Here is a 24049-nt window from a genome sequence, read left to right on the forward strand (position 1 = left end):
TTATTCACCCTTCTTTTTTTTAAGAGGCCATTTACCTAAAGCATCTTCTGTAGTTTCATATTCATTAAACATTAATAAAGATTTTGGATTAGTAGGACATACACTTACACATAATCCACATCCTTTACAGTGGTCATAATCTACACCTTTCATCTCTTTATTTCTTGCAATAATAGATGTATCAGGACAGAAAATCCAACAGTTTTGACAGTCAATACATGTTTCTGAATTCCAAACTGGCTTAATTACTCTCCAATCGCCAACAGACATGCTTTGTGAGCTTGTTTGAGAATATAGCCTATCTTCTGGTTGTATTTGTGATATATCATAAGTTATTTCACCTTCAAATGCATATAAAGCTGCACCAGGTACTAACTCATCCCATCCCATATCATTAATTGGTTTATTCATTTTATATCCTTTACTTCACTTCGTCATAAGCTCGTTGGATTGCAAGCATATTTGCATCAATAAGCTTTGGAGATAACTTTTTAAGTACACTCTTCATTTCTTCTTTGAAATACTCTAATTCAAACATACCACTAACTTTCATAAAAGCTCCAAGCATTGGAGTATTAGGAATTGCTTTCCCAATTGTATCTCTAGAGATTTGGAAACAGTCTAAAACATAAACTCTATCTTCTATTCCTTGAAGTTTTGGTACATTAGCTATAACTTCTTCTTTGCTAAGGTGGCTTGTAATAATATATTTAGTTTTGGGAGTACCATTTGCAGTGATATCGTCAGTATAAGTTAGTCCAGGATCACAAATAAATACATAATCAGGTTCCATATATTTTTCGTGATTTAAAATTACTTCATCATCAATTCTATTATAAGCAGTCATAGACGCACCTCTTTTAGCTGAGCCATAAAAAGCGAATGCTTGTACTTGTTTTCCAGTTTGGGCAACAACAGACCCAAGTCCTTTAGCACCTGTAACTGCACCTTGACCAGCACGGCTATGCCATCTAATTTCTAACATAGAAGCTCCTTAAAATTAATTTGTACTTAAATTTATAAATTAGTCTGTAATATTATATATACTTTTAACTTAATAATTAAGTACTATTTTTATAATTATTTAACAAGTGTAACTTTTTTATACATAACTTGAGCTTATAATCTTTGTAGAATATATTGTGTTTTTTTAGAGTTTATTCAGAAATAGATTCTATAAATTTAACTGCACTTAAAGCATTTTGGCTAATGTTTTTTGTATAAGTTTTTAGTTCTTCTTCTTTTCCATAACCACAAAGCACTCCTATACTATCTACTTTTGAATCTTTTGCTGCTATTAAATCAAGTTTTGTATCACCAATCATCCATACTTTATGAATGTCTTTATCATAGTTCATTTGTTCTAATGTATTTAATATAGGTTCTGGATGTGGCTTAGGATTTTCTACATTTTCTCTACCTGTAACAATCTCAAAATGTTCAGCCATTTCAAAATGCTCTAATAAAGGCATGGTATATAATCTAGTTTTAGTAGTAACCACTGAAACACGTGCTATTTTAGAAGCTAATTTTACAGCTTCTAAAGCTTGTGGTAAAAGTAATGTTTTTAATGTAGATATTTTTCTATATCTATTTTTATATGAAGCTACAAATTTAGGTGCTTGATCTTTGTGCACTCCTAAGTTTTCATACATAATTTCTAAAGGGTAACCAATAAAAGATTTTATATCTTCATCATTTCCTTTAAAATCATAGTTTAGCTCTTCAAATGAGTGATAAAATGTTGATACAATTGCATCTGTTGAATCTATTAATGTTCCGTCTAAATCAAATAATATTATATTTTGTTTCAAGTTTTTCCTTTTGTTTTAACTTATGGTTTTATCCAATCTTTTTGATTGTGTGTAACACCTGTAAATGCAGGCTCAATATTTTTAATATCTTTATTTACTACAGTTATTGAATTTGGAATATAAAGAAATAAGTAAGGAATATCATCAGTAATTTTTTTGAATATTGTTTTATATATTTTACTTAATTCCTTTCTATCTACAGTAACAGAACCTTCTTCTATTAGCTTATCAACTTCTGGATTTGAATATCCAACTAAATTGAAACGTCCAATTTTATCTGAACTTGAATGCCATAAAGGATAAGCATCAGGCATTAAAGATAGTGACCAACCTAGTAAAACTGCTTCATAGTTTCTTGGATGAACAATAGTGTTTAAAAAAGCTTGCCATTCCATTACTCTAATTTTCATATTTATATTTACTTTTGCTAATTGATATTGCATGATTTGAGCTGCGTTTATTCTTGTGTCATTTCCTGTATTAGTTACAACTTCAAAAGTAAAGGGATTATTTTCATCATAACCTAACTCTTTTAATAATCTTTTGGCTTCTTTTAAATCAGGCTTTATTTGTTTTACTTCATCATTATAAGCAAAACTTCCAGGTAAAAAAGGACCATTACAAACTTTTCCATGACCAAAAAAGAGTATATCAACTAACTCTTGTCTATTGATTGCTAATGATAAAGCTTTTCTAATTCTTAGGTCTTTAAACTTTTCATTTTTAAGATTTAAACCTACATATGAGTATGAAAAACTTTGACTTTCAATAATTTTAAAAGAATCTTTAAAATCATCATCTATTTGTCTATCAATTTGAAGTGGTGTTAATCCTGCTAAGTCTAGTTTTTTTTGTTTTAAAAATAAAAATGAAGTATTTGTATCTGGAATAAATTTATACAAAAGTTCATTAATTTTTGGTGCACCTTCAAAGTAATCTTTATTTGCTTTTAGTTTTATATCTTGACCAACTTTAAAGCTTTCTAGTTTATAAGGACCTGTTCCTATTGGATTTTTATTAAAAGTACTTGTCATAAGATTTTTTTCATCTTTTAATAAGTGATAAGGCAAAATTCCAACCATCCATATTTCTAAGGCTTTAAAATATGCTTTTTTATAAATAACTTCAATTGTATAATCATCAATAGCTTTTACACTTTTTACTTCTTTATAATTTGATTTAATTGAATTAAATACTTTTGGGTCTAAAATAGTATTGTAAGTAAAGATTATATCTTTAGCTGTAAGTTCAACTCCATCGTGCCATTTAACACCTTTTTTAAGCTTTATGATTAATTTTGTTTTTGTTTCAAAAGTGTAAGAGGAGGCTAAATCAACAGCAGGATTTCCATCTTTATCATATTTGAATAAGCCATTAAATAGCCAGTCAGCTATTTGAGAACTTGCAGTATCATTTGCTAAAATAGGGTTTAGTCTACTTGGACTTGAACTAATTGAAAGGTTTAGCGTACTTGCATTTATTGTTGTTAAGAGTAAGAATAATGTGATTAAAAATTTCATTAAGTATTGTATAGTTTTTTTGAATATTAATAACTTAAAGTGCATAAAAAAAGGAAAGCAAAATTTGCTTTCCTTTTGAAAATACAAAGATATAAAATCTTTGAAAAATTGTGTCTATCTTTTTGAGAACTGACCGCTTTTTCTTGCTTTTCTTCTTCCGTATTTTTTTCTTTCAACTGATCTAGCATCTCTAGTTAATAAACCGTAAGGTTTTAATACAGCTCTGAATTGCTCATCATAAGCAACTAAAGCTCTAGAAATACCATGTCTAACAGCATCAGCTTGTGCAGAGTATCCTCCACCTAAAGTTTTAACAACGATATTTACTGAAGTTTCTTGTTTAGTAACTTCTAAAGGTTGCATAACTCTTTTTTTAATTGCTTCGTGTCCACCTAACCATGCGTCTAAAGACTGACCATTGATAGTTAATTCTCCAGTACCAACTTCTAACCATACTTTAGAGATAGATGTTTTTCTTCTTCCTGTTGCATAAACTTTAGCCATTAGTCTTATCCTTTAATTTGTGCAGTATGTGGGTGATCTGAACCTGCATATACTTTTAATTTTTTTAACATATTTTTTCCAAGAGTAGTCTTTGGAAGCATACCTCTTGTAGAAAGTTTGTATAATTTTTCTGGGTTGTTTTCAAACATATCAGACATTTTGTGAGTTTTAGTACTACCAAAATACCCTGAGTGAGTGAAGTAATTTTTTGTTTCTAATTTATTACCAGAAAACTTTGCTTTAGAAGCATTAATGATTACAACGTAATCTCCACAATCAACATGAGGTGTATAGTAAGGTTTATTCTTACCTCTTAAAATAGTAGCAACTTCAGTGATTATTCTTCCGAATACTTTATCAGTTGCGTCGATTACTATCCAATCTCTTTCGATTTCGTTAGCTTTTGCCATTTGAGTAAATTTCATTTATTTTCTCCGCTTTTATTAATGAGGTGGAATAATAGTGTAGTAATACTTAAATAAACCTTAATTTAAGTATTATTTAATATTTTATTCTAAATTCTGAACCTTTGTTAAATTCAGAGTTGATTTCTAGTTTAAAATTATGTAAAGATAGTATGGCTTGGACTATAAATAAACCAAGTCCTAGTGAGTTGTTCCAGCCGTTATTTGAGACTCTGTAGAATTTATTTCTGATTTTTTCTAATTCTTTTGCTTCTATTCCAATACCTTTATCTTTTATTATAATTGAATTGTCTGTAAGTTCTACAAATACTTCATCCTCTGAATATTTCAAGGCATTTTCAATTAAATTTGATATTGCCATTGAAATTAGTGTTTCATCTACTTTTAAATCTATATCTTCTCCAGATATAATAATTTCTCTATTTTTGTATTTATCTTCTAAATCAGATGTAATATCATTTAAGATATTTTTAATAGGGCAAGGTGTTAATAGAAGTTCTTGTTTCCCTTCTTCTAATTTTAGAGTTAATCTTAGTTTATCAATTATATGAGACATTTTATTTGCATTAGAATGAATTTTACTTAAGAACTTCTCTTTCATAACGACAGGCATATCATTATCATTTAAAATAGTTTCACTATATCCTGAAATAATTGCAATAGGATTTTTAAATTCATGTGATAATGCAGAAATGATTTCATCTTTTTGTCTATTTGCTATTTTTAATTTTGCTGTTTGTTTTGCTTTTTGTTTTTCTCTTTTTGATAATTTTAAAGCAACTTTATTTAATAGTCTTGTTATTTTGTAAAACTCTTGTGTATATCTAGATTTTAAAATATAAGTAGGTTTTTTATCAGATAATTGGGTTAAAAAGTTTAAAATGTTATCTGTTTCTTTTTTGATTTTTATACTTATTGAGTAAGTTATAAAAAATCCAATAATTAAAAAGAATGCAATAAATCCAAAAATCTGTGCAGTAAGTTTTATAAAGTTATCTGTGATTTTATTTGTATAATCAGCCATTCTTATAAAATATATGTTTTTATTGATTGTTACTTTTTTTGCAATATATAAAAGCTCTTTATTTACTGTGTTCGAGAATCGAACAATTTTTCCAATTCCAAAATCTTTTGCTTGAAGAACTTCTTCTCTATTTGAATGATTATCCATTGATTCTTTATTTTTATCACTTTCTGCAATTACATTACCTTTTTCATCGATAATGGTAATACGAAGGTTTACACTAGCTTTTAAATCTTTTAAAATTGTATCAATATTATCTAAATCTTTTACTACAATAGAAAAAGTATCAATATTTTGAATAAGATTTTTTTCTATTTGATTCATATAAATATTTTTTGACCAAAAATAAGTAACAATTGTCAACGTAAAAAGTATTCCTAAAAATATTAAAACAAATGTTCTTAAAAACAGTTGGTGAATTTTTAGCAAAATATGTAACCTTCACCTCTTACAGATTTTATATAATCTTTTGTAGAATCTGGGTCTATTTTTGCTTTTAATCTTTTTATTGCAACATTTACAGTTTTAACTTTTTTATCAAGAGAATCTTCCCAAACAGTTTCAAGTAAATGCTCTCTTGACATTAAAATATCTTTATTCTTTAGAAACTCTAAAAATAAATCATGTTCTAAGTGAGTTAGTTCTATTTCTTTTTCTTCTATGTAAAATTTTTTATTACTAGCTTTGTAAGTAATATCTCTAATTTTTAAGATATCAACTTTTTTTGAGGTTCTTTTAATAACAGCTTTTACACGTGCTATTAACTCTTTTACATTAAAAGGTTTTGTAATATAATCATCTGCATGTGCATCAAAACCTTCTAAAATATCTTCATCTTTATCTTTTGCAGTTACATAAATTACAGGATTATTATAACCCTCTTTTTTTATATCATTTATAAAACTAGTTCCTTCACTTCCAGGAAGGTTTCTATCCATTAATATTAAACTAATATCTTCTTGCTCTAAAACTTTTTTTAATGTTTTATCAACATTTAAAAAACCTATTGTTTCAAAGCCTTCTTTTTGAAGAGTATATTCAAGTAATTCTAAAATATCCTCTTCATCTTCAACAATTAAAATTAGTTTATTTTGCATCTTTCATCAACTTTTTATCTTCTTCAACTTTTTTACTTTCTCTATCATCTTCATATTCAATAACTGTGTCTTTTGATACTTTAATAACACCAGGTGAGAATTTTATAGCTAAAATTCTAAAGATGAAAAATACACTAATAACTATCAATAAAAAAGAAATATCAAAGTAGTCCTTATTTACATGTGTTGTTAATATAATTACATCTCGAATTAAAAAGATAATAAAAATATCTATTACAAATCTAAGTCTTAACTTATGATTTTTAATAAAATCAGAAATCATTTTTACGACTTCCATAATAACAATAAATTCTAACATAAGAATAATTGCTTTATAAAAATCCAGACCAGTAGCAAGAATACCTACAAATATAATTGCTGCTGCGAGTACTTCAAAATTTGAAGAAAAGTATGTTTTTATTTTAGTAATTGCTTTTTTCATACATGAATTATATCATAAATCTATGATTGTGTTATATCTCCACCCACTTGAGCAAAAAGTGCCAATGAAGCAATTGATGATGCTCTATCAGAAGTTCTTGCTAGACGTCTTAGACTACTTAATACATCAAAATACTCTTTTGAAAGTTCAAGATTTTTTGTAATCAGTTTTAATATATTTTTTTCAACCATTGCATATAAATCATCTGCTTTACTATCTTCAACCATTACTCTACCATATTTTTCTTCAGTGTGGTTGTCATTTGTTTCTTCAATCATTGACATTGCAGTTCTTAATGAAAGTAGGGCAGATTTATGTAAAGGAATAGTAAATTCTAAAATCGTGCTTGTGTTTAAATCATCTGAATATGCTTTTCTAAAGATTTTAATAAAACCTTTTACATTTGATGCAGCTCTGATTAATTCATTTGTAATTTTTAAAAAAGAAACCATCTCTCTTAAATCTTTTGCTTCAGGTGAATAAAGTGCAAGTGCTGTAACAATTAAATTATCAATTTCATTAGATTTATTTGATAGTTTTTTTACAGATAAATCAATCTCTTTTAATGCAGATACATCATCACTTTTAAGTGTTTTTAATGATGTCTCAAGTGCTTCAACAACGCTATTACCAATAAGTAATACTTCATCTTTGATATTATTTCTTTTTTCTTCGTAAGTTTTTAACATTATCCAAATCTCCCTGTAATATAATCTTCTGTTTTTTTGTTTGATGGGTTTACAAAAATAGTTTCTGTTTCATCATATTCTATTAGTTTTCCTAAATGGAAAAATGCTGTGTAGTCTGCTACTCTTGCTGCTTGTTGCATATTATGAGTTACTGTAATTATTGTGTAATCTTTTTTAAGCTCTAACATTAGTGCTTCAATTTTTTCTGTTGAAATTGGATCAAGTGCTGATGTTGGCTCATCCATTAAAATAACTTCTGGTTTAACAGCAATTGTTCTAGCAATACATAATCTTTGTTGCTGTCCCCCTGAAAGTGAAGTTCCTGGATCATTTAATTTATCTTTTACTTCATCCCAAAGTCCAGATTTTTTTAAAGATTGCTCAACTAAAGCATCACACTCTTTTCCTTTAGATACAATTCCATGTTTAATAGGAGCATAGGCAACATTATCATAAATTGATTTTGGAAATGGATTTGGTTGCTGGAATACCATACCAATTCTTTTTCTAACACTTACTTCATCAACATCTTTATCATAAATATTCTTTTTATCAATTACTACTGAACCATCAATTTTTACAATTGGAATTAAATCATTCATTCTATTTAAGCATCTTAAAAATGTAGATTTTCCACATCCTGAAGGTCCAATTAATGCAGTGATTTTATTCTCATAAATATCTACATCAATTCCATGTAAAGCATGATTATCTCCATACCAAAGATTTAGTTTATTAACTTTTACTTTTGTCTTATTATCTTTTGCCATTTTTACTTTTCCTTCTACCATTTAACTTCGAATTTTTTTCTTAAATAAATTGCAACTGCATTAAGTGAGATTAAGATACTAAGAAGTACCATAATTCCAGCAGCTGTTTTCTCTATATACATTCTCTCTGGCATTCCTGCCCATGTAAATAATTGTGCAGGCATAACAGTTGCTGCATCCATTACAGACGTTGGTGCATCAGGTATAAATGCAATCATTCCTATAATAATAAGTGGTGCTGTCTCACCCATAGCTTGTGCTAAACCAATAATAGAACCTGTTAAAACTCCTGGAAAAGCAAGTGGTAAAACATGATCTTTTGTAACTTGTATTTTTGTTAATCCTAAACCATATCCAGCTTGTCTAATACTATCAGGAACTGCTCTTAATGCTGCACGTGAGCTTACAATTATAATAGGTAAAGTCATAAGTGCAAGTGTAAGACCACCAACAAGTGGTGAAGAACGTGGCATTCCAAAAAGATTAATAAAAATTGCAAGTCCTAATAATCCAAATAAAATAGATGGAATAGCTGCAAGGTTATTAATATTTACTTCAATAAATCTTGTAAATCTATTATCTTCTGCAAACTCTTCAAGATAAATTGCTGTCATAACTCCAAGTGGAAAAGCTACTAACATAGTAATACAAAGTGTTAAGATTGAACCAATCATTGCAGAGAATAGACCTGCATTTTCAGGAATCTTTGAATCTCCATGTAAAAAGAATATTGAATTAAATCTAGTTTCAATTTTTCCTTCAGCGTTTAATGTATCAACTAATGCCTTATCTTTTCTTTTTAATTTATAATGGTGACCTTTTAAATATTGATCAACTTGATCATCAGCTAAAACCCATAAGGTTTGAGTTGTATTTAATAGCTTTGGATTTTGCTTAACTTGCATAGGTAAATCTCTAAGCCAAGACCTTGAAACTATTTTTCTATATTTTCTATCAACTGCAAATCTTGAATCTTCAACAGATTTTTGATTATAAGCTACATTTACTTCTATGTATGTAACTTTAAATGCTGGTGTTCCTTTTCCAATTATGTCTATTAAGAAAAAGGCTAAAAATGCAATTGAAAAAATTAAAGATGTTAAAGTAAACTTCTTAAATCTCTTTGCACTTGCATGTCTTTTATCTAATGTTGGATCGTAAAAAGGATTTTGTGTATTTTTCTTTTTTCTTTTAATCATAATGTATTCACTTTATATTTTTCTTTAAATTTTCTAATTAGTGACAATGAAATAATATTTAAAATCAGTGTTACAACAAACAAAATAAGCCCTAATGCAAATGCTGAAAGAGTTTCTGGTGAATTAAATTCAAAGTCTCCAACAAGTGAGTTAACAATCGTTACTGTAACTGTCGTCATATCTTCAAGTGGATTCCAAGAAAGATTAGGACGAAGACCTGCTGCCATTACAACAATCATAGTTTCCCCTAAGGCTTTTGATAAACCAAGTAATGAAGCTGAAATAATTCCAGGAAGTGCTGAAGGTATTACAATATCTCTTATTGTTTCACCTTGTGTAAGTCCTAGTCCTAAAGCTGCTTTTCTTTGTGAGTCTGGAACTGATCTTATTACATCATCAGATAATGATGAAATTACAGGAATAATCATAATTCCCATTACAACACCAGATGCAAGAGCAGAGTTAAATGTAGCTTCTAAACCAACAAAATCCGCCATTTTTACAATAAGAGGTGCTACTGTAATAGCTGCAAAGAATCCATAAACAACTGTAGGAATTCCAGCTAATACTTCAAGAATAGGTTTTAGGTAATCTCTTGTATTAGAGCTTGCATACTCACTCATGTAAATAGCACTTCCAAGACCTATTGGAATTGCAACTAATAATGCAATTATTGTAATTACAAATGTACCTGCAAAAATAGGTACTGCACCAAATTTACTTCCTTCAACACCTGGAGACCATTCCGTTCCTGTAATGAAGTACCAAAAACTTCTCATTTGAAAAAATTCTATTGATTCAAAAAGAATTGAGAAAAGAATACCAAATGTAGTTAATATTGAAATACCAGATGCAATAATTAAAGCTGATTTAATTAAATTTTCTGTTAGTTCCCTTTGTTTGTTTCTTGTTTCAAAAGTGCTCAATACTTTTGCCTTTATATTAATTTATTTGTGATTATATATAAGGATGGTTACAGATTGATTACATTAAGTATGAGTATAAAAAAGGGATTGTATTTATATTTATGAGAATTATAAAAAAAGGAGTTTTGACTCCTTTTTTTAGTTTTATTTAGTGTTTAGCAGATAAGTCAGCTAAAGTTAATTTACTTCTTTTAGAAACACTTTCTCTGATTTTATTTCTAGCTTCTGTAGGTAAAGCAATTAAACCAATTTCACCTAAGATACTATCTTCACCAATCATTTTTTCAGACATAAATAAATCAACATATTTATTCATAGCAGGTACTTCTTTTGAGTGAGAATTTTTAATATAGAAGAATAATGATCTAGATACTGGGTATTTAGAAGATGAAATATTTTCAGGAGTTGGTTCAACACCATCAATTGTAGCACCTTGAACTTTATCGTCATTTTCAACTAAGAAAGAAAAACCAAATACACCAAATGCAGCTTTATTCTTTTCTAATTTCTGAACAATTAAGTTGTCGTTTTCACCAGATTCAACATAAACACCATCTGTTCTTACTATAGAATATTTCTTATATTTTTTATTTGCTTTTTTGTCAGCTTTATAAAGGTCTGTGTATAAAGCCATTTTTTTGAAAATACTTTGCATTACTAGCTCTTCAAATGCATCTCTTGTACCAGATGATTTTGGTGGTCCATATACAATAATTTCTCTATTTGGTAATGAAGCATCAATATCTGACCATTTTTTGTATGGGTTTGCGATTAATGATTTACCATCTTTTGAAGGAACTTCTTTTGCAACAGCTAATGCTAAGTTCTTTTTAGAAATATTAAATGGTGCATTTGAAATTGATTGTGAAAAAGCAATACCATCGTAACCAATTACTGACTCAGTAATATCTGTAACACCATTTTCTTGACACATCTTAAATTCTTTAGTTTTCATTCTTCTAGAAGCATTTGTAATATCTGGAGTATTTAAATCATTTCCAGCACAAAATAATTTCATTCCACCACCTGAACCAGTTGATTCTACTACAGGAGTAGGAAACTTTGTAGTTGCACCGAATTCTTCAGCTACTGAAGATGAAAATGGATATACAGTTGATGATCCAACGATTTTTATTTGATCTCTTGCACTTAAACTCATTGTTAAAGTTGCACTTGCTAATAAAGCTAATGATGTTTTCTTGATTGACATATTGTTCTCCGTAATAATTTTTATGTTGGAAGTTTAATATGACTTGATTACAATTTGGTTACTTTTAGTCTAGTACGCTTTTTTAGGGTTTTAAAATAAATTTTTCTTCGAATTCTTTGTATTCTCTTACAAATAATTCTTCACAATCAGCAGGTTTATATATAACTGCTTTAACCCAGATATCATTTTCTTGGATTTTACAAAAGTTTATTGTTATATAAGATTGTTTATTTTTGTAGTGTGTATATGTTTGATTTAATTTAATCATTTTTTGTAGGTATAAAAAACAAAACTAATGGATTTTATAATCCATTAGCCTCAATAAGTTTAGATTGATGATCAGCAATAAGAGGATCAATTACTTCATCAAATAAACCGTCATTCATAATATAGTCTAAACGATACAGAGTTAAATTAATTCTGTGATCACTTACTCTATTTTGTGGATAATTATATGTTCTAATTCTTCCACTTCTATCTCCAGTACCAACTTGTTCTTTTCTGTCAGCACCTTCTTTTTCCATTTTCTCATTCATTTCTAAATCATAAAGCCTAGCTTTTAAAACTTTCATAGCTTTATCTTTATTCTTATGTTGAGATTTTTGATCTTGATTTGTTACTACAAGTCCTGATGGAATATGTGTGATTCTAACCGCTGAATCTGTAGTATTTACAGATTGACCACCATTTCCACTAGCTCTCATAACATCAATTTTAAGATCATTTGGATCAATATCGATTTCTACATCGTCAACTTCAGGCATAACTGCTACTGTAATTGCTGATGTATGAACTCTACCTTGTGATTCAGTTGCAGGAACTCGTTGAACTCTATGTGTACCACTCTCGAATTTTAATTTCGAGTAAACAAGGTCACCTTTTATAAGAATTACAACTTCTTTGTATCCACCTGATTCACTATCATTAGTGTTCATAACTTCAACTTTCCAGCCATTATTTTCTGCATATCTTAGGTAACCTCTATAAAGGTCACCAACAAAGATAGCAGCTTCATCACCACCAGCACCAGCTCTAAGCTCTAAATAGATATTTTTATCATCATTAGGATCTTTAGGAATCATTAGAAATTTAATTTCTTCTTCTAATTCTGGTTTTCTAGGCTCCAAGTCTTTCAGCTCTTCTTTTGCAAGTTCACCTAACTCATCGTCATCAAGAAGTATTTTATTCTCTTCTATATCTTCGATTAATTGGATGTACTCTTTAGCTTTATTAACAATTGGAGCAATATTTGACTGTTCTTTTGAAAGTTCAGTCATTCTCTTTATATCACTAGTGATATCTGGAGAAATTAATAATTCATTAATTTCTTCAGATCTATTAATAAAAGGCTGTAGTTTGTCTTGTAGCATAATCTATTATTTAATTACAATATAATTATATTGCGTTAACTGCAGTTTGTAATCTAGATACTTTTCTTGCAGCAGTTCCCTTTTTAAGGATACCTTTAGATACACAATGGTGTAAATATTTGTTTGCTGTTTTCATTGCAGTAGATGCAGCATCTTTGTCTGCAGCTTCGATTGCAGTGATTACTGCTTTAGTAACATTTTTGATTCTTGTTTTGTAGAATCTATTTCTTTCAGTCTTAACGATTGTTTGTCTAGCTCTTTTTTCAGCTGATTTATGATTTGCCATTTTATTTAACCTCTTTGTAAAATTTTTAAGGGTAGAATGTTACCCAAAGCAACTTAAAACAAGTTTAATTTTAGGAAGATTTAATGAAACTATTCGGAACAGATGGAGTTAGAGGAGAGGCTGGTACTTTTTTAGATGCAATGACTGTATTAAAATTAGCAAAAGCCGCAGGTATTTATTTTAGGAAACATTCAACAACAAAAAGAATTCTTGTTGGAAAAGATACTAGAAGAAGTGGATATATGATTGAAAATGCTCTTGTAAGTGGTCTTACAGCAGTAGGGTATGATGTAATACAAATAGGTCCGATGCCAACTCCTGCAATTGCATATTTAACAGAGAGTATGAGATGTGATGCAGGTATTATGATTTCTGCTTCACATAATCCTTATGAAGATAATGGAATTAAATTCTTTGATAACCATGGTAATAAATTAAACGTTGAATGTGAAAAGAAAATAGAAGAAATTTTTAATGATAATGACGCCATGATTTCTGAGCAAGTAACAGGAAGAAATATTGGAGCATCAAAAAGAATTGATGATGTAATTGGAAGATATATTGTTTCAATTAAAAGTTCATTTCCTAAAGATTTGTCTTTGCATGGATTAAGAATAGTTCTTGATTGTGCAAATGGAGCAGCATATAAAGTAGGACCAACTATTTTAGAAGAATTAGGTGCGGATGTAATTACAATAAATAATAAACCAAATGGTTTTAATATTAATGAAAACTGTGGAGCAATGCATCCTGAAAATGTTGCTAAACTTGTACGCGAGTATAGAGCTGATGTTGGTTTAGCTTTAGATGGTGATGCTGACAGACTTGTAGTTGTTGATGAAAATGGTGATGTAGTTGATGGTGATAAATTAATAGGTGCACTTTGTAAATATTTAAAAGATGAGAAACTATTACAAGGCAATGGTTGTGTTGCAACAGTAATGTCTAATAAAGCTTTAGAAGATTATTTAGAAAAAGATAAGATTAAATTACATAGATCAAACGTTGGAGATAAATACGTTCTTGAAGTTATGAAAAAAGAAGGTATTAATTTTGGTGGTGAGCAAAGTGGACATATTATTTTCTCAGATGCTGCAAAAACTGGAGATGGATTAGCTTCTGCACTGCAAGTTTTAGCATTAATTTTAAAATCAAAAAAGAAAGCAAGTGAAGTATTAAATCCATTTGAACTATATCCTCAAATCTTACATAATATGAAAGTTAGTGAAAAAATACCATTAGAAGAAATTGAAGGCTTAGAAGAATTAGTTAAACCTTTAAGACAAAAAGGTATGAGAGATTTAATTAGATATTCTGGGACTGAAAATAAAATCAGACTTCTTTTAGAAGGTAAAAATAAAAAAGATGTTGAAGTAGGAATGGAAACTTTAAAAGCATTTTTTAAAAAAGTTTTATGAAAACACAAGTAGTTTTATCAGTCATAATATTTGTTGTACTATTTTCAATTGACCAAGTTATAAAATTTGGATTTGCAAATTTCGATTGGAATGTGAAAGGTCCTTATATGTCATTGCATTTGGCATATAATTATGGTGTGGCATTTTCTATGTTCTCTTTTTTAGCACAATATTTAAAGTATATTCAATTAGCTATGGTAATAGTTGGATTTATATACTTGTTAAAAAATAAAGAGGTATTTAAAGATTACTGGTTTGCTATAACTTTATTGTTTGTAGGTGGATTATCTAATATTTTAGATAGATTTACTTATGGTGGAGTTGTTGATTACTTTTATTGGCATTATGGTTTTGAGTTTGCAATATTTAATATTTCAGATGTACTTATAAACATTGCAGTTGCAATAATTATTTATACTCAAATTAAACAGTGGATGAAAGAGCGTAAACAAAAGAGTTAAAAAGAAATTTGAAAGCTTAAAATATAATTAGCTATAATGGCGAAAATTAATATTATAAAATTTATAGGAAGAGATAAATATGGGTCAAACAATAACAGAAAAAATTTTTAGTGAACATGTAGGACGTGAAGTTTTTGCAGGTGAGATAGTAAGAAGTCCAATTGATATGGTAATTGGGAATGATATTACAACTCCTATTTCTATTAAAGCATTTGAAGATGGTGGTTTTAAAAAATTAGCAAACCCAGAAGGTTTTGCAATTGTACTTGATCACTTTATTCCTGCTAAAGATATTGCATCTGCAAATCAAGCAAAAATTTCAAGAGATTTTGCGATTAAACATGATTTAAAATATTTCTTTGATGAAAAAGATATGGGAATTGAACATGCATTATTACCTGAAAAAGGTTTAGTGTTACCAGGTGATGTTATCATTGGTGCAGATTCACATACATGTACACATGGTGGACTTGGTGCATTTTCAACTGGTATGGGTTCTACTGATATTTCATTTGGAATGATTACAGGTGGTAACTGGTTTAAAGTTCCTGAAGCTATTAAAGTTGTTTTTAAAGGTAAGCCAGCAGATCAAATTACTGGAAAAGATTTAATTCTAGAAATCATTAGAATTTTAGGTGTTGATGGTGCTTTATATAAAACTTTAGAATTCACTGGTGAAGCAATACAATACTTATCAATGGATGATAGATTTAGTCTTTGTAATATGGCAATTGAAGCAGGTGCTAAAAATGGTATTGTTGCATATGATGATGTTACAAAAGAATTTTTAGAGCAAACAGCTGAATTAAATGGTGGATTAAGAGCTGAACCTAAAATTCATTATTCAGATGAAGATGCAGTTTACACAAGAGTAATCGAAATTGATACTGATAAATTAGAGCCTGTTATTGCATATCCTTTCTTACCATCAAATGGTCATTCAGTTTCAAAAGCTGTATCTGATGAAATTAAAGTTGATCAAATATTTATTGGGTCTTGTACAAATGGAAGACTATCTGATTTTAAAGTTGCTGCTGAGATTTTAGAAGGTAAAAAAGTTGCACGACATGCAAGACTTATCTTAACTCCAGGAACTCAAAAAATTCTAAGAGATGCTACAAAAGCCGGATATATTGATATTTTAGTTGATGCAGGTGGTGTTGTATCTAATCCTACATGTGGAGCATGTTTAGGTGGATATATGGGAATTTTAGGAGATGATGAAGTTTGTATTTCTACAACAAATAGAAACTTTGTAGGTAGAATGGGTTCTAGGTCTTCAAAAATTTATTTAGCTAACTCTGCAGTAGCCGCTGCTTCTGCAATTTCTGGATATATTACAGACCCTAGAGGTTTATAAAAATGATTAAGCCATTTAAAATTCCATGTGTAATTTTATGTGGTGGTCAAAGTAGAAGAATGGGAGAAGATAAATCCCTTCTTCCTTTTTCAAACTCAAACTCACTAACACAATATCAATACAACAAACTAAAACCTCACTTTAATGAAATTTATTTATCTTCAAAGGTGGATAAATTTGATTTTGATTTCAATAAAGATAAATATCTTGTTTTAGATAAAGGTGATGTTTTTTCACCTCTAATTGCTTTAGAAACTATTTTTAAGACAATTAAATCATCAAAAGTATTTATAATTACAGTTGATACACCATTAGTTACAATTGAGTCAATTTCTAGATTAATAAATGAATCAATTAATAGTGATATTTGTGTTGCACAAACACAAAGAACACACAATTTATGTGGTGTTTTTTCTACAAATTTATTAGATGAAGTTAAGCAAATGTTATCAAAAGACATCCATAAGATAGGATATTTACTTAAAAACAATAAGACTAAATATATAGATTTTATAAACGAGGATGAATTTATTAATCTGAACAATAAAGATGAATATAACAAAGCAATGAGTATTATAAGTAAATCAAATAAATAAAATATACTATTTAGCTATATTAAAGTTTCTTATTAAGTAAAATTTGCTATGCTATTTTATAGAATAAATAAGTTTAAGGAAGTCAAATGGCAAAAAATGAATTAGATGACGCATTAGAATTAGTTGATTCGGAAATTAAAAAAATTGGAATTTCAAGAAGAGAAGCATTTAAATTAGCTGGTCTTGGTTCTGCTGCATATTTAATGGGTGGAACAAGCGAAGCACAAGCAGCTACTGTTGCACAAGCTAGTGAAGCAAAAGGTAAAATCTTAATTATTGGTGGAGGTCTTGCAGGTATGTCAACAGCTGCTAGACTATCAAGTTCTTTAACAACACCTGATATTACAATTGTTGAACCTCTTAGTAATTCAGTTTCATATCAAGCAGGAACTACATTAGTGGCAAGTGGTGTTTATGAAAAATCTGATATTGTTTATAATACAAAAGATTTCTTACCAGCTGGTGTAAAACTTATAAAAGATAAAGCCGTTGAATTCAATCCAGATGCAAATAAAGTAGTATTAGGTTCTGGAGAAACACTCTCTTATGATTTCCTAATTATTGCAGCAGGACTTACTTTAGACTTTGGGAGAATTAAAGGTTTAGAAGAAGTTGGTGATGCTTATACTGCAGGTGATGCTTCAAAAATATTAAAAGCCTTTGGTGATTCTGGAATCACATCTATGTATAATATTGACACTGCTACTGAAACTTGGACACAAATGCAAAAATTTGTTGATAAAGCTAAAAATGGAGAAAAAGTTAAAGGTATTTTTTCACATCCAGATACAGCCATTAAATGTGGTGGAGCTCCAAAGAAAATCATGTATTTAACAAATTCTAGATTAGTAGAAGCAGGTGCAAGAGATAATGCTGAATTAACTTATTATGTAAATAGTGGCAAAATGTTTAGTGTTAAAGAATACCATGATGCTATTGTAAAACAATTCGAAGCAAGAGATTTTAAATGGAATTACAAACATAATTTAACTACTGTTGATATTCAAAATAAAACGGCAATATTTGATAAAAGATGGGATGAAAAAGGTCCTTATGATGAAGACTTAGAAGAGTATTCAATGATTACAAAACATCAAGAAGTTGAAGTACCATTTGATTTTATGCATATCACACCTCCAATGAAAGCACCAGATGAAATAGGCAGCTCTGCGGTTGGTTCTGGAAAAGGTTGGGTTCCTGTTAATAAAGAAACTCTTCAGCATGTTAAATATAAAAATATCTTTTCACTTGGTGATATCGCAGCTGTTCCTATGGGTAAAACAGGTGGAAGTGTAAGAAAACAATATAAAGTTTTAGTTGATAACTTAATTGCTGCTATGGAAGGTAAAGAATTAAATGCAAAATACGCAGGTTATACTGTGTGTCCTTTAATTACTGATATTGGAAAAGTTATGTTAGCAGAGTTTGATTGGACTAAAAAACCGACACCTTCATTTCCTTTAGATCCAACTCAAGAGAGATATATTTGGTGGTTACTAAAAGTTTATATGCTTAAACCAATGACACAATATGGAATGTTGTCAGGTAAAGCATAGTTTTTAATTAATTATTCTATGAAAAAAGAACTCTTTATAATAGTAGGTATCTTCTTTGTACTTACTATTATTATGCATTACCAAGAATTTCTTGATTATCCTCTTAAACAAATTGCAGCATTGGAAAATTCAGGTGCTTATGGTTTTGGATCTTTTCATCCTTTAATATTTACTCTTATTATATATATATTATTTTTGATTCCTAGAGGAATCATAAAACTTTTCACTAAAAAATACAAATAAATTTCATTTTTAAATCCTAATAGTTATATAATTTAATATAAGAAGTATAATAGAAGGAGAAATATGAAAACAAATAAATTTCTAGCAAGTATTGCTCTAATAGGATTATTATCAACTGGTTCTTTAGCTAACAGCTCAGAAAATACTTTAAGTCAACCAAATCAAAAGGTTCAGTCTTTAATTAATAAATATAATTTAGAAAGTGTAACTTTTGATTATGTTAATAAAATAATTGCAAAGGGTACTCGAAGTAGTGCAAAAGCAATCTTAATTGATGCAAGACCAGAAGCAAAGTACAAGAAGGGTACTATTCCTTCAAGTATGAATATTCCAGATACTAAATTTGATGAGTATGTATCTTTATTAAAAGATACACCTAAAGAAAAAGAATTAATAGTATATTGTGGTGGATATAAATGTGCTAAAAGTCCAAAAGTTGCTGCGATGTTAATTAAAAAAGGTTTTACTAATGTAAAAGTTTATCCAGCAGGTGAACCGGAATGGATTAAGAAGAGTTATAAAGAGATTGATACAGTTGTATTACAAGCTGCTTATAAAAATAACTCAAGTTTAATTATGGATGCAAGACCATATAAAAAATTTTTACAAGAAACAGTTCCTGGAGCTATTTCTATTCCAGATACAAAACTTGATAAGTTAAAGGGAAGATTTCCTGTAAGCAAAGATGAGAAGATAATTATTTTTTGCGGTGGATTTAAATGTGTTAAATCACATATAGTTGCAAAAAAATTAATTTCATTAGACTATAAAAATGTATCTGTTTACTCTGCTGGTCTTCCAAGATGGAAAAAATTAGGTTTAGCCACTACAGCTCAAACAAAAAAAGTAAAAGCAACAGCAGAAGTTAAAAAGAAAGAATTCAGTAATAATGGCTTAAAACTAGGAGTAGACGAAGGCTCAGTTGATGGAGAATGGTTTAAGAAACTAGTATTAGAGGATAAAGTTCCATCTTATATCCAAATAGTTGATGTAACAGCTCCAGAAGAGTTTAAATCAGGTCATTTAAAAGGTTCAATCAATATTGAAGCAGAAAAATTTAAAGCACAAGAATTTTTTGCAAAACTTCCAAAAGATAAAACAATTGTATTTAATTGTACTGCTGGAGGGAGGTCAATTGAAGCATGGAGTAAATTAAAAGATGCAAAGATAGATTTATCAGAAATATTCTATTTTGATGCAAATATTGATTGTAAAGGTACAGAGTGTAAAATAGAGGCTAATGAGCCTTTAGAGTAGACATAAAAAAAGGGATTGAAGAAAACTTCAATCCCTTTTTTAGTTTATGCAAATTTAATTATTTTAATGCATCTTTTGCAGAATTAACTAATGATACAAATGATGTATAATCATTCATAGCCATATCAGCTAAGATTTTTCTATCTAAAGTAATTCCAGCTATTTTTAATCCGTTCATGAATCTAGAATAGTTGATATCATTTAATCTACAAGCAGCATTGATTCTTACAATCCAAAGCTTTCTAATATCTCTTTTTTTCTGTCTTCTATCTCTGTATGCATATACCATTGAGTGTTCTAATTGCTCTTTGGCCTTTCTAAAATGCTTACTTCTACCACTAAAAAATCCTCTAGCAGCTTTTAATACTTTCTTATGTCTTCTTCTTCTAACTACACCAGTTTTAACTCTAGGCATGTATATTTCCTTTCTTTACCATTATTTTAAAAAATAATAAGGTGTCAACAAAATTGTTGAACTTTTCCACTTTTGTGGAGGGACTAAATAATCAATTATAAATGATTACGCTTTGTTTAACATTCTTTTAACTCTTGTTGAATCCACTTCTGCAACAGTTTGTGGTCCTCTAAGATTTCTTTTTCTCTTTTGAGACATTTTTGTTAAGATGTGACTTCTAAAAGCTGATCCTCTTTTAATAGAACCATTTTTCTTGATTTTAAATCTCTTTAAAGCGCCACTGTTAGTTTTCATCTTTGGCATTGAAAAATCCTTTTTTAAATTTGCAATTTCATTTATTAATGAAAAAGTCTTGGATTATACTTAAATTTTGTTTAGATTATCTTTAAAGGAGTTTTGAAAGTTAAAAGAAGAGAGAGTAGAGTCTCTTCTTTTTTAATAAATTATTGATTATTTGTGATTTTCATCTTTTTTAGGAAGAGCCATCATATTTACATATCTTCCTTCAAGTTTTGGTTCTTTATCCATTACAGCTAAATCTTCAACCATTGGCCATACTCTTTTAAGTACATCAATACCTGCTTGTGGATTTGCCATTTCTCTACCTCTTAGGAAAACTCTAAACTTAACGTGGTGTCCAGCTTCTAAGAATTCTCTTGAGTGTTTTACTTTATATCCAATATCATTATCAGCAATTTTTACAGAAAGTTTAATTTCTTTAACAACAATTACTTTTTGATTTTTTCTAGCTTCTTTTTTCTTTTTTTCTTGTTGGTATTTAAATTTACCATAATCCATGATTTTAGCAACTGGTGGTTTTGCATCAGGTGCAATTAAAACTAAATCTAATCCTAAATCATCTGCTGTTTGTTGTGCATCTCTTGTTGAAATAATTCCATAATTAGTTCCATCATCAGCTGTACATCTAACTTCTGTAGCTCTAATATCTTCATTCATTATTACATTGTTTTTTTTGTTGTCTCTACTCAAATTCTGCTTCCTTTTTTAATTTCATTTAACATTGAGATAAATTCATCTTTACTCATGTTAGACTGTTCTCTTGTTCTTCTATTTCTTAATGCAATTGTTTGATTTTGAACTTCTTCATCACCAACAACAACAATCATAGGAACTCTTTGTTTTTCTGCCATTCTAATTCTTTTATTTAAACTTTCGTTCATATCAAAGATTTTAGAATCCATTTCATCTTCTAATAACTCTTTTTGTAACTGTTTTGCATATTCAACATGTGTATCTGCAATTGGAACAAAAATAACTTGAGTTGGTGCAATAACAAATGGAAATTCACCAGCACAGTGTTCAGTTAAAATTCCAATAAATCTTTCAAATGAACCTAAAATAGCTCTATGAATCATTACTGGTTGTTCTTTATGCCCTTCATCATTGATATACTCAACATTAAATCTTGAAGGTAAGTTCATATCTACTTGTATTGTACCACATTGCCATTTTCTTCCAATAGCATCTGTAATTTTTATATCAATTTTAGGTCCATAGAATGCTCCACCACCTTCATCAATTCCATAAGGTAGGTTTTCTTCATCTAAAGCTTCCATAATACCTTTAGTTGTAGTTTCCCAGAATTCATCATCACCTATTGCTTTTTTAGGTTTTGTTGAAACTTCCATTTCATATTCAAAATCAAAAGTTTTCATTAATGAATCAACAAATTCTAATACATCAATGATTACTTCTTTCACTTGTGCAGGTGTACAGAAAATATGTGCATCATCTTGAGTAAATTCTCTAACTCTAAATAATCCGTGCATTGCTCCAGACATTTCATGTCTATGTACAACACCATATTCAAATAATTTTTTTGGTAAGTCTTTATATGAAACTAAATCATTTTTAAAAATTTGAATATGACCAACACAGTTCATAGGTTTCATTCCATATTGTTGACCATCAATCTCTGTGTAATACATGTTTTGACCATAATTTGCATTATGTCCAGATATATCCCACATATCAGATTTTAAAATTTCTGGACCACGAACTGGTTCGTAACCTCTAACTCTGTGCGCTTTATATAAAAGATGCTCTAACTTTGATCTAAGTCTAGAACCATTTGGTAACCATAATGGTAACCCAGCACCTACATCTTCATTGAATGTAAATAGTTCTAATTCTGTTCCTAGTTTTCTATGATCTCTTTTCTTTGCTTCTTCAAGCATTCTTACGTAATCATTTAATTCTTTTTTATCAAAGAATGCGATTCCATAAATTCTTGTAATCATTTCGTTTTCTTCATCACCACCAAGATAAGCACCAGCAACACGTGTAAGTTTAAATGCTCTAATCATTCCTGTTGTTGGTAAATGTGGGCCACGACAAAGGTCTTCAAAATCACCTTGTTTATACATAGTTAAAGTATTATCTGTGATTTTTGAAAGTACAGCTTGTTTTAATTCATCATCAGCGAATTTTGTAACAATTTCTTCTCTTGTAGCCTCATATCTTTCTATTTTTAATTTTCTGTTTGCAATTTCTTTCATTTTCTTTTCAATAGTTACTAAATCATCATCAGTGATTTTAGCATCTACTTTAAAGTCATAGTAGAAACCTTCTGTAACAACTGGTCCTACGAAAAATTTTGCATCAGGATAAAGCTCTTTAATAGCTTGAGCCATCATATGAGCACATGAGTGTCTAAGAATCTCTAAAGATTCAGCGGAGTTATCTTGCTTTATAATATCACCTTCGATATTTAAAGCTTCAGCAGTTTGAAGATCATAAATTTGACCGTCTTTTAATACACCTATTGGTTCCAATAGTTTCCTTTGTTTATAAGTTTCATTAATTAAATTTAGCTTATTTTATCGCAAAGAGACTTAAACTTAATTACTTATAAGTTAATTTATAAAATTTTGGTTACAATAAAGTATGATTTTAAACTTATCCAAAATAAAAACAGAAAGCTTACTATTGTTTTGTAAAGATTTAATTCTTTCATATAAAGATAAAGAAGAAATTAACATCACTGGTACTGATAAAGAATTGATAGAAAAATTTAATAAAATTAGTGATGTAATGCTAAAAGAAATTAATAAAGCAACTTTATCTAGTGATTATTATATGAAAAATAGAAAACATTATCGTGTAAAAGCTGTCTTAGATGGATATAACTATATAAATAAACAAATATCAAAATCTTTAGAAAAGAAAAGGACATTCAACCCTTCAATGCTATATTTTTCTCTTCTAGCTCTTTGGTTTAAAGAACTAAACAAAGAATCTCGCTCGAAAGAATATATTTTCTTCTCTTTATATACTTATGGAAATGTTTATGATGAATTATTAGTAAAAGTTAAGAATAGTGATTTCAAAAGATTAAATATTTCTATGATTGAAGTTGCTGAAGAGCTTATCTACAAGTTGGACTCTTATTCATTTAAATAAGTAATACTTATAATATTAATATGAATTAATTTTATAATAATTAA

28 protein-coding genes are annotated in these 24049 nt (G+C 28.9%); 7 read left to right on the forward strand and 21 right to left on the reverse strand.

Annotation, left to right across the window (positions count from 1 at the left end; genetic code table 11):
- The 17 genes from LPB137_RS01020 to rpsT all read right to left on the reverse strand — a co-directional run bounded on the left by LPB137_RS01020 (window position 1) and on the right by rpsT (window position 13276).
- Window positions 1-411, reverse strand: coding sequence for a 4Fe-4S dicluster-binding protein (locus LPB137_RS01020; protein WP_076083210.1), 411 nt, complete (start codon window positions 409-411; stop codon window positions 1-3).
- A 10-nt stretch (window positions 412-421) separates the two neighbouring features.
- Complete coding sequence (locus tag LPB137_RS01025) at window positions 422-985, reverse strand: pyruvate flavodoxin oxidoreductase subunit gamma (RefSeq protein ID WP_076083212.1); 564 nt, start codon at window positions 983-985, stop codon at window positions 422-424.
- Window positions 986-1157: 172 nt separating this feature from the next.
- Window positions 1158-1814 carry an HAD family hydrolase gene (locus LPB137_RS01030; RefSeq protein ID WP_172802456.1) on the reverse strand — a complete coding sequence of 219 codons (657 nt, stop codon included), beginning with the start codon at window positions 1812-1814 and terminating at the stop codon, window positions 1158-1160.
- 20 nt (window positions 1815-1834) lie between these two features.
- Window positions 1835-3334, reverse strand: coding sequence for a peptide-binding protein (locus tag LPB137_RS01035; protein WP_076089147.1), 1500 nt, complete (start codon window positions 3332-3334; stop codon window positions 1835-1837).
- 114 nt (window positions 3335-3448) lie between these two features.
- A complete protein-coding gene (rpsI, locus tag LPB137_RS01040; RefSeq protein ID WP_076083214.1) occupies window positions 3449-3838 on the reverse strand; it encodes a 30S ribosomal protein S9 in 390 nt (129 codons plus the stop codon).
- Between the two features lie 5 nt (window positions 3839-3843).
- Entirely contained in the window at window positions 3844-4263 is a 420-nt protein-coding gene (gene rplM / locus LPB137_RS01045) for a 50S ribosomal protein L13 (protein WP_076083216.1), read from the reverse strand.
- Between the two features lie 76 nt (window positions 4264-4339).
- A complete protein-coding gene (locus tag LPB137_RS01050; RefSeq protein WP_228144675.1) occupies window positions 4340-5650 on the reverse strand; it encodes a sensor histidine kinase in 1311 nt (436 codons plus the stop codon).
- 59 nt (window positions 5651-5709) lie between these two features.
- Entirely contained in the window at window positions 5710-6384 is a 675-nt protein-coding gene (locus LPB137_RS01055; protein WP_076083220.1) for a response regulator transcription factor, read from the reverse strand.
- Window positions 6374-6826, reverse strand: a complete 453-nt coding sequence (locus tag LPB137_RS01060) for a phosphate-starvation-inducible PsiE family protein (protein ID WP_076083222.1) — start codon at window positions 6824-6826, stop codon at window positions 6374-6376. The genes LPB137_RS01055 and LPB137_RS01060 overlap by 11 nt, the downstream gene beginning before the upstream one ends.
- A gap of 20 nt (window positions 6827-6846) precedes the next feature.
- On the reverse strand, window positions 6847-7515 hold the full coding sequence (locus LPB137_RS01065; protein ID WP_076083224.1) for a phosphate signaling complex PhoU family protein: 669 nt from the start codon (window positions 7513-7515) through the stop codon (window positions 6847-6849).
- A complete protein-coding gene (pstB, locus tag LPB137_RS01070; protein ID WP_076083226.1) occupies window positions 7515-8285 on the reverse strand; it encodes a phosphate ABC transporter ATP-binding protein PstB in 771 nt (256 codons plus the stop codon). The genes LPB137_RS01065 and pstB overlap by 1 nt, the downstream gene beginning before the upstream one ends.
- Window positions 8286-8299: 14 nt before the next feature.
- Entirely contained in the window at window positions 8300-9484 is a 1185-nt protein-coding gene (pstA, locus tag LPB137_RS01075) for a phosphate ABC transporter permease PstA (RefSeq protein WP_076083228.1), read from the reverse strand.
- Window positions 9481-10410 (reverse strand): phosphate ABC transporter permease subunit PstC, encoded by a 930-nt coding sequence (pstC, locus tag LPB137_RS01080; RefSeq protein ID WP_076083231.1) that lies wholly within the window; start codon window positions 10408-10410, stop codon window positions 9481-9483. The genes pstA and pstC overlap by 4 nt, the downstream gene beginning before the upstream one ends.
- Window positions 10411-10558: 148 nt before the next feature.
- Entirely contained in the window at window positions 10559-11614 is a 1056-nt protein-coding gene (locus LPB137_RS01085) for a substrate-binding domain-containing protein (RefSeq protein WP_420041066.1), read from the reverse strand.
- A gap of 88 nt (window positions 11615-11702) precedes the next feature.
- Complete coding sequence (locus LPB137_RS01090; protein WP_076083236.1) at window positions 11703-11888, reverse strand: DUF1653 domain-containing protein; 186 nt, start codon at window positions 11886-11888, stop codon at window positions 11703-11705.
- A 34-nt stretch (window positions 11889-11922) separates the two neighbouring features.
- On the reverse strand, window positions 11923-12990 hold the full coding sequence (prfA, locus tag LPB137_RS01095) for a peptide chain release factor 1 (RefSeq protein WP_076083238.1): 1068 nt from the start codon (window positions 12988-12990) through the stop codon (window positions 11923-11925).
- A gap of 25 nt (window positions 12991-13015) precedes the next feature.
- Window positions 13016-13276: a 30S ribosomal protein S20 gene (gene rpsT, locus LPB137_RS01100; RefSeq protein ID WP_076083240.1), complete on the reverse strand. Its 261-nt coding sequence runs from the start codon at window positions 13274-13276 to the stop codon at window positions 13016-13018.
- 83 nt (window positions 13277-13359) lie between these two features.
- Between rpsT and glmM the strand changes: the two genes are divergently transcribed.
- The 6 genes from glmM to LPB137_RS01135 all read left to right on the forward strand — a co-directional run bounded on the left by glmM (window position 13360) and on the right by LPB137_RS01135 (window position 20167).
- Window positions 13360-14694 carry a phosphoglucosamine mutase gene (glmM, locus tag LPB137_RS01105; protein WP_076083242.1) on the forward strand — a complete coding sequence of 445 codons (1335 nt, stop codon included), beginning with the start codon at window positions 13360-13362 and terminating at the stop codon, window positions 14692-14694.
- On the forward strand, window positions 14691-15155 hold the full coding sequence (gene lspA, locus LPB137_RS01110) for a signal peptidase II (RefSeq protein ID WP_076083244.1): 465 nt from the start codon (window positions 14691-14693) through the stop codon (window positions 15153-15155). Before glmM ends, lspA begins: the two co-directional genes overlap by 4 nt.
- A gap of 79 nt (window positions 15156-15234) precedes the next feature.
- The gene (locus tag LPB137_RS01115; RefSeq protein ID WP_076083246.1) at window positions 15235-16515 is read left to right on the forward strand and encodes a 3-isopropylmalate dehydratase large subunit; all 1281 of its coding nucleotides are present in this window, start codon (window positions 15235-15237) and stop codon (window positions 16513-16515) included.
- 2 nt (window positions 16516-16517) lie between these two features.
- Window positions 16518-17111, forward strand: coding sequence for a molybdenum cofactor guanylyltransferase MobA (mobA, locus tag LPB137_RS01120; protein ID WP_076083248.1), 594 nt, complete (start codon window positions 16518-16520; stop codon window positions 17109-17111).
- Between the two features lie 86 nt (window positions 17112-17197).
- Entirely contained in the window at window positions 17198-18667 is a 1470-nt protein-coding gene (locus LPB137_RS01125; protein ID WP_076083250.1) for an NAD(P)/FAD-dependent oxidoreductase, read from the forward strand.
- Window positions 18668-18973: 306 nt separating this feature from the next.
- The gene (locus LPB137_RS01135) at window positions 18974-20167 is read left to right on the forward strand and encodes a rhodanese-like domain-containing protein (RefSeq protein WP_076083254.1); all 1194 of its coding nucleotides are present in this window, start codon (window positions 18974-18976) and stop codon (window positions 20165-20167) included.
- A gap of 58 nt (window positions 20168-20225) precedes the next feature.
- Here the strand turns inward: LPB137_RS01135 and rplT are convergent, their stop codons facing one another.
- The 4 genes from rplT to thrS all read right to left on the reverse strand — a co-directional run bounded on the left by rplT (window position 20226) and on the right by thrS (window position 23377).
- Window positions 20226-20582: a 50S ribosomal protein L20 gene (gene rplT, locus LPB137_RS01140; protein WP_076083257.1), complete on the reverse strand. Its 357-nt coding sequence runs from the start codon at window positions 20580-20582 to the stop codon at window positions 20226-20228.
- Between the two features lie 105 nt (window positions 20583-20687).
- Entirely contained in the window at window positions 20688-20885 is a 198-nt protein-coding gene (rpmI, locus tag LPB137_RS01145) for a 50S ribosomal protein L35 (protein ID WP_076083259.1), read from the reverse strand.
- Window positions 20886-21032: 147 nt separating this feature from the next.
- The gene (gene infC, locus LPB137_RS01150) at window positions 21033-21572 is read right to left on the reverse strand and encodes a translation initiation factor IF-3 (protein WP_076083262.1); all 540 of its coding nucleotides are present in this window, start codon (window positions 21570-21572) and stop codon (window positions 21033-21035) included.
- Window positions 21569-23377 carry a threonine--tRNA ligase gene (gene thrS, locus LPB137_RS01155; RefSeq protein ID WP_076083265.1) on the reverse strand — a complete coding sequence of 603 codons (1809 nt, stop codon included), beginning with the start codon at window positions 23375-23377 and terminating at the stop codon, window positions 21569-21571. The genes infC and thrS overlap by 4 nt, the downstream gene beginning before the upstream one ends.
- 154 nt (window positions 23378-23531) lie before the next feature.
- On the opposite strand from thrS, the gene LPB137_RS01160 reads away from it, so the two are divergent.
- Entirely contained in the window at window positions 23532-24005 is a 474-nt protein-coding gene (locus tag LPB137_RS01160; protein WP_228144676.1) for a hypothetical protein, read from the forward strand.
- The last annotated feature ends 44 nt before the right edge of the window (window positions 24006-24049 follow it).

The organism is Poseidonibacter parvus (genome assembly GCF_001956695.1).
Taxonomy (GTDB): domain Bacteria; phylum Campylobacterota; class Campylobacteria; order Campylobacterales; family Arcobacteraceae; genus Poseidonibacter; species Poseidonibacter parvus.

Excerpts from the sequence above, each read along its gene's own strand:
- LPB137_RS01115 (WP_076083246.1), top strand. The coding sequence starts at position 15,235 with ATGGGTCAAACAATAACAGAAAAAATTTTTAGTGAACATGTAGGACGT.
- rplM (WP_076083216.1), bottom strand. The coding sequence starts at position 4,263 with ATGAAATTTACTCAAATGGCAAAAGCTAACGAAATCGAAAGAGATTGG.
- LPB137_RS01090 (WP_076083236.1), bottom strand. The coding sequence starts at position 11,888 with ATGATTAAATTAAATCAAACATATACACACTACAAAAATAAACAATCT.
- pstA (WP_076083228.1), bottom strand. The coding sequence starts at position 9,484 with ATGATTAAAAGAAAAAAGAAAAATACACAAAATCCTTTTTACGATCCA.
- rpsT (WP_076083240.1), bottom strand. The coding sequence starts at position 13,276 with ATGGCAAATCATAAATCAGCTGAAAAAAGAGCTAGACAAACAATCGTT.
- LPB137_RS01060 (WP_076083222.1), bottom strand. The coding sequence starts at position 6,826 with ATGAAAAAAGCAATTACTAAAATAAAAACATACTTTTCTTCAAATTTT.
- LPB137_RS01135 (WP_076083254.1), top strand. The coding sequence starts at position 18,974 with ATGAAAACAAATAAATTTCTAGCAAGTATTGCTCTAATAGGATTATTA.
- rplT (WP_076083257.1), bottom strand. The coding sequence starts at position 20,582 with ATGCCTAGAGTTAAAACTGGTGTAGTTAGAAGAAGAAGACATAAGAAA.
- LPB137_RS01065 (WP_076083224.1), bottom strand. The coding sequence starts at position 7,515 with ATGTTAAAAACTTACGAAGAAAAAAGAAATAATATCAAAGATGAAGTA.
- rpsI (WP_076083214.1), bottom strand. The coding sequence starts at position 3,838 with ATGGCTAAAGTTTATGCAACAGGAAGAAGAAAAACATCTATCTCTAAA.
- pstB (WP_076083226.1), bottom strand. The coding sequence starts at position 8,285 with ATGGCAAAAGATAATAAGACAAAAGTAAAAGTTAATAAACTAAATCTT.
- LPB137_RS01025 (WP_076083212.1), bottom strand. The coding sequence starts at position 985 with ATGTTAGAAATTAGATGGCATAGCCGTGCTGGTCAAGGTGCAGTTACA.
- LPB137_RS01020 (WP_076083210.1), bottom strand. The coding sequence starts at position 411 with ATGAATAAACCAATTAATGATATGGGATGGGATGAGTTAGTACCTGGT.
- mobA (WP_076083248.1), top strand. The coding sequence starts at position 16,518 with ATGATTAAGCCATTTAAAATTCCATGTGTAATTTTATGTGGTGGTCAA.
- LPB137_RS01035 (WP_076089147.1), bottom strand. The coding sequence starts at position 3,334 with ATGAAATTTTTAATCACATTATTCTTACTCTTAACAACAATAAATGCA.
- LPB137_RS01125 (WP_076083250.1), top strand. The coding sequence starts at position 17,198 with ATGGCAAAAAATGAATTAGATGACGCATTAGAATTAGTTGATTCGGAA.
- prfA (WP_076083238.1), bottom strand. The coding sequence starts at position 12,990 with ATGCTACAAGACAAACTACAGCCTTTTATTAATAGATCTGAAGAAATT.
- LPB137_RS01055 (WP_076083220.1), bottom strand. The coding sequence starts at position 6,384 with ATGCAAAATAAACTAATTTTAATTGTTGAAGATGAAGAGGATATTTTA.
- rpmI (WP_076083259.1), bottom strand. The coding sequence starts at position 20,885 with ATGCCAAAGATGAAAACTAACAGTGGCGCTTTAAAGAGATTTAAAATC.
- glmM (WP_076083242.1), top strand. The coding sequence starts at position 13,360 with ATGAAACTATTCGGAACAGATGGAGTTAGAGGAGAGGCTGGTACTTTT.
- lspA (WP_076083244.1), top strand. The coding sequence starts at position 14,691 with ATGAAAACACAAGTAGTTTTATCAGTCATAATATTTGTTGTACTATTT.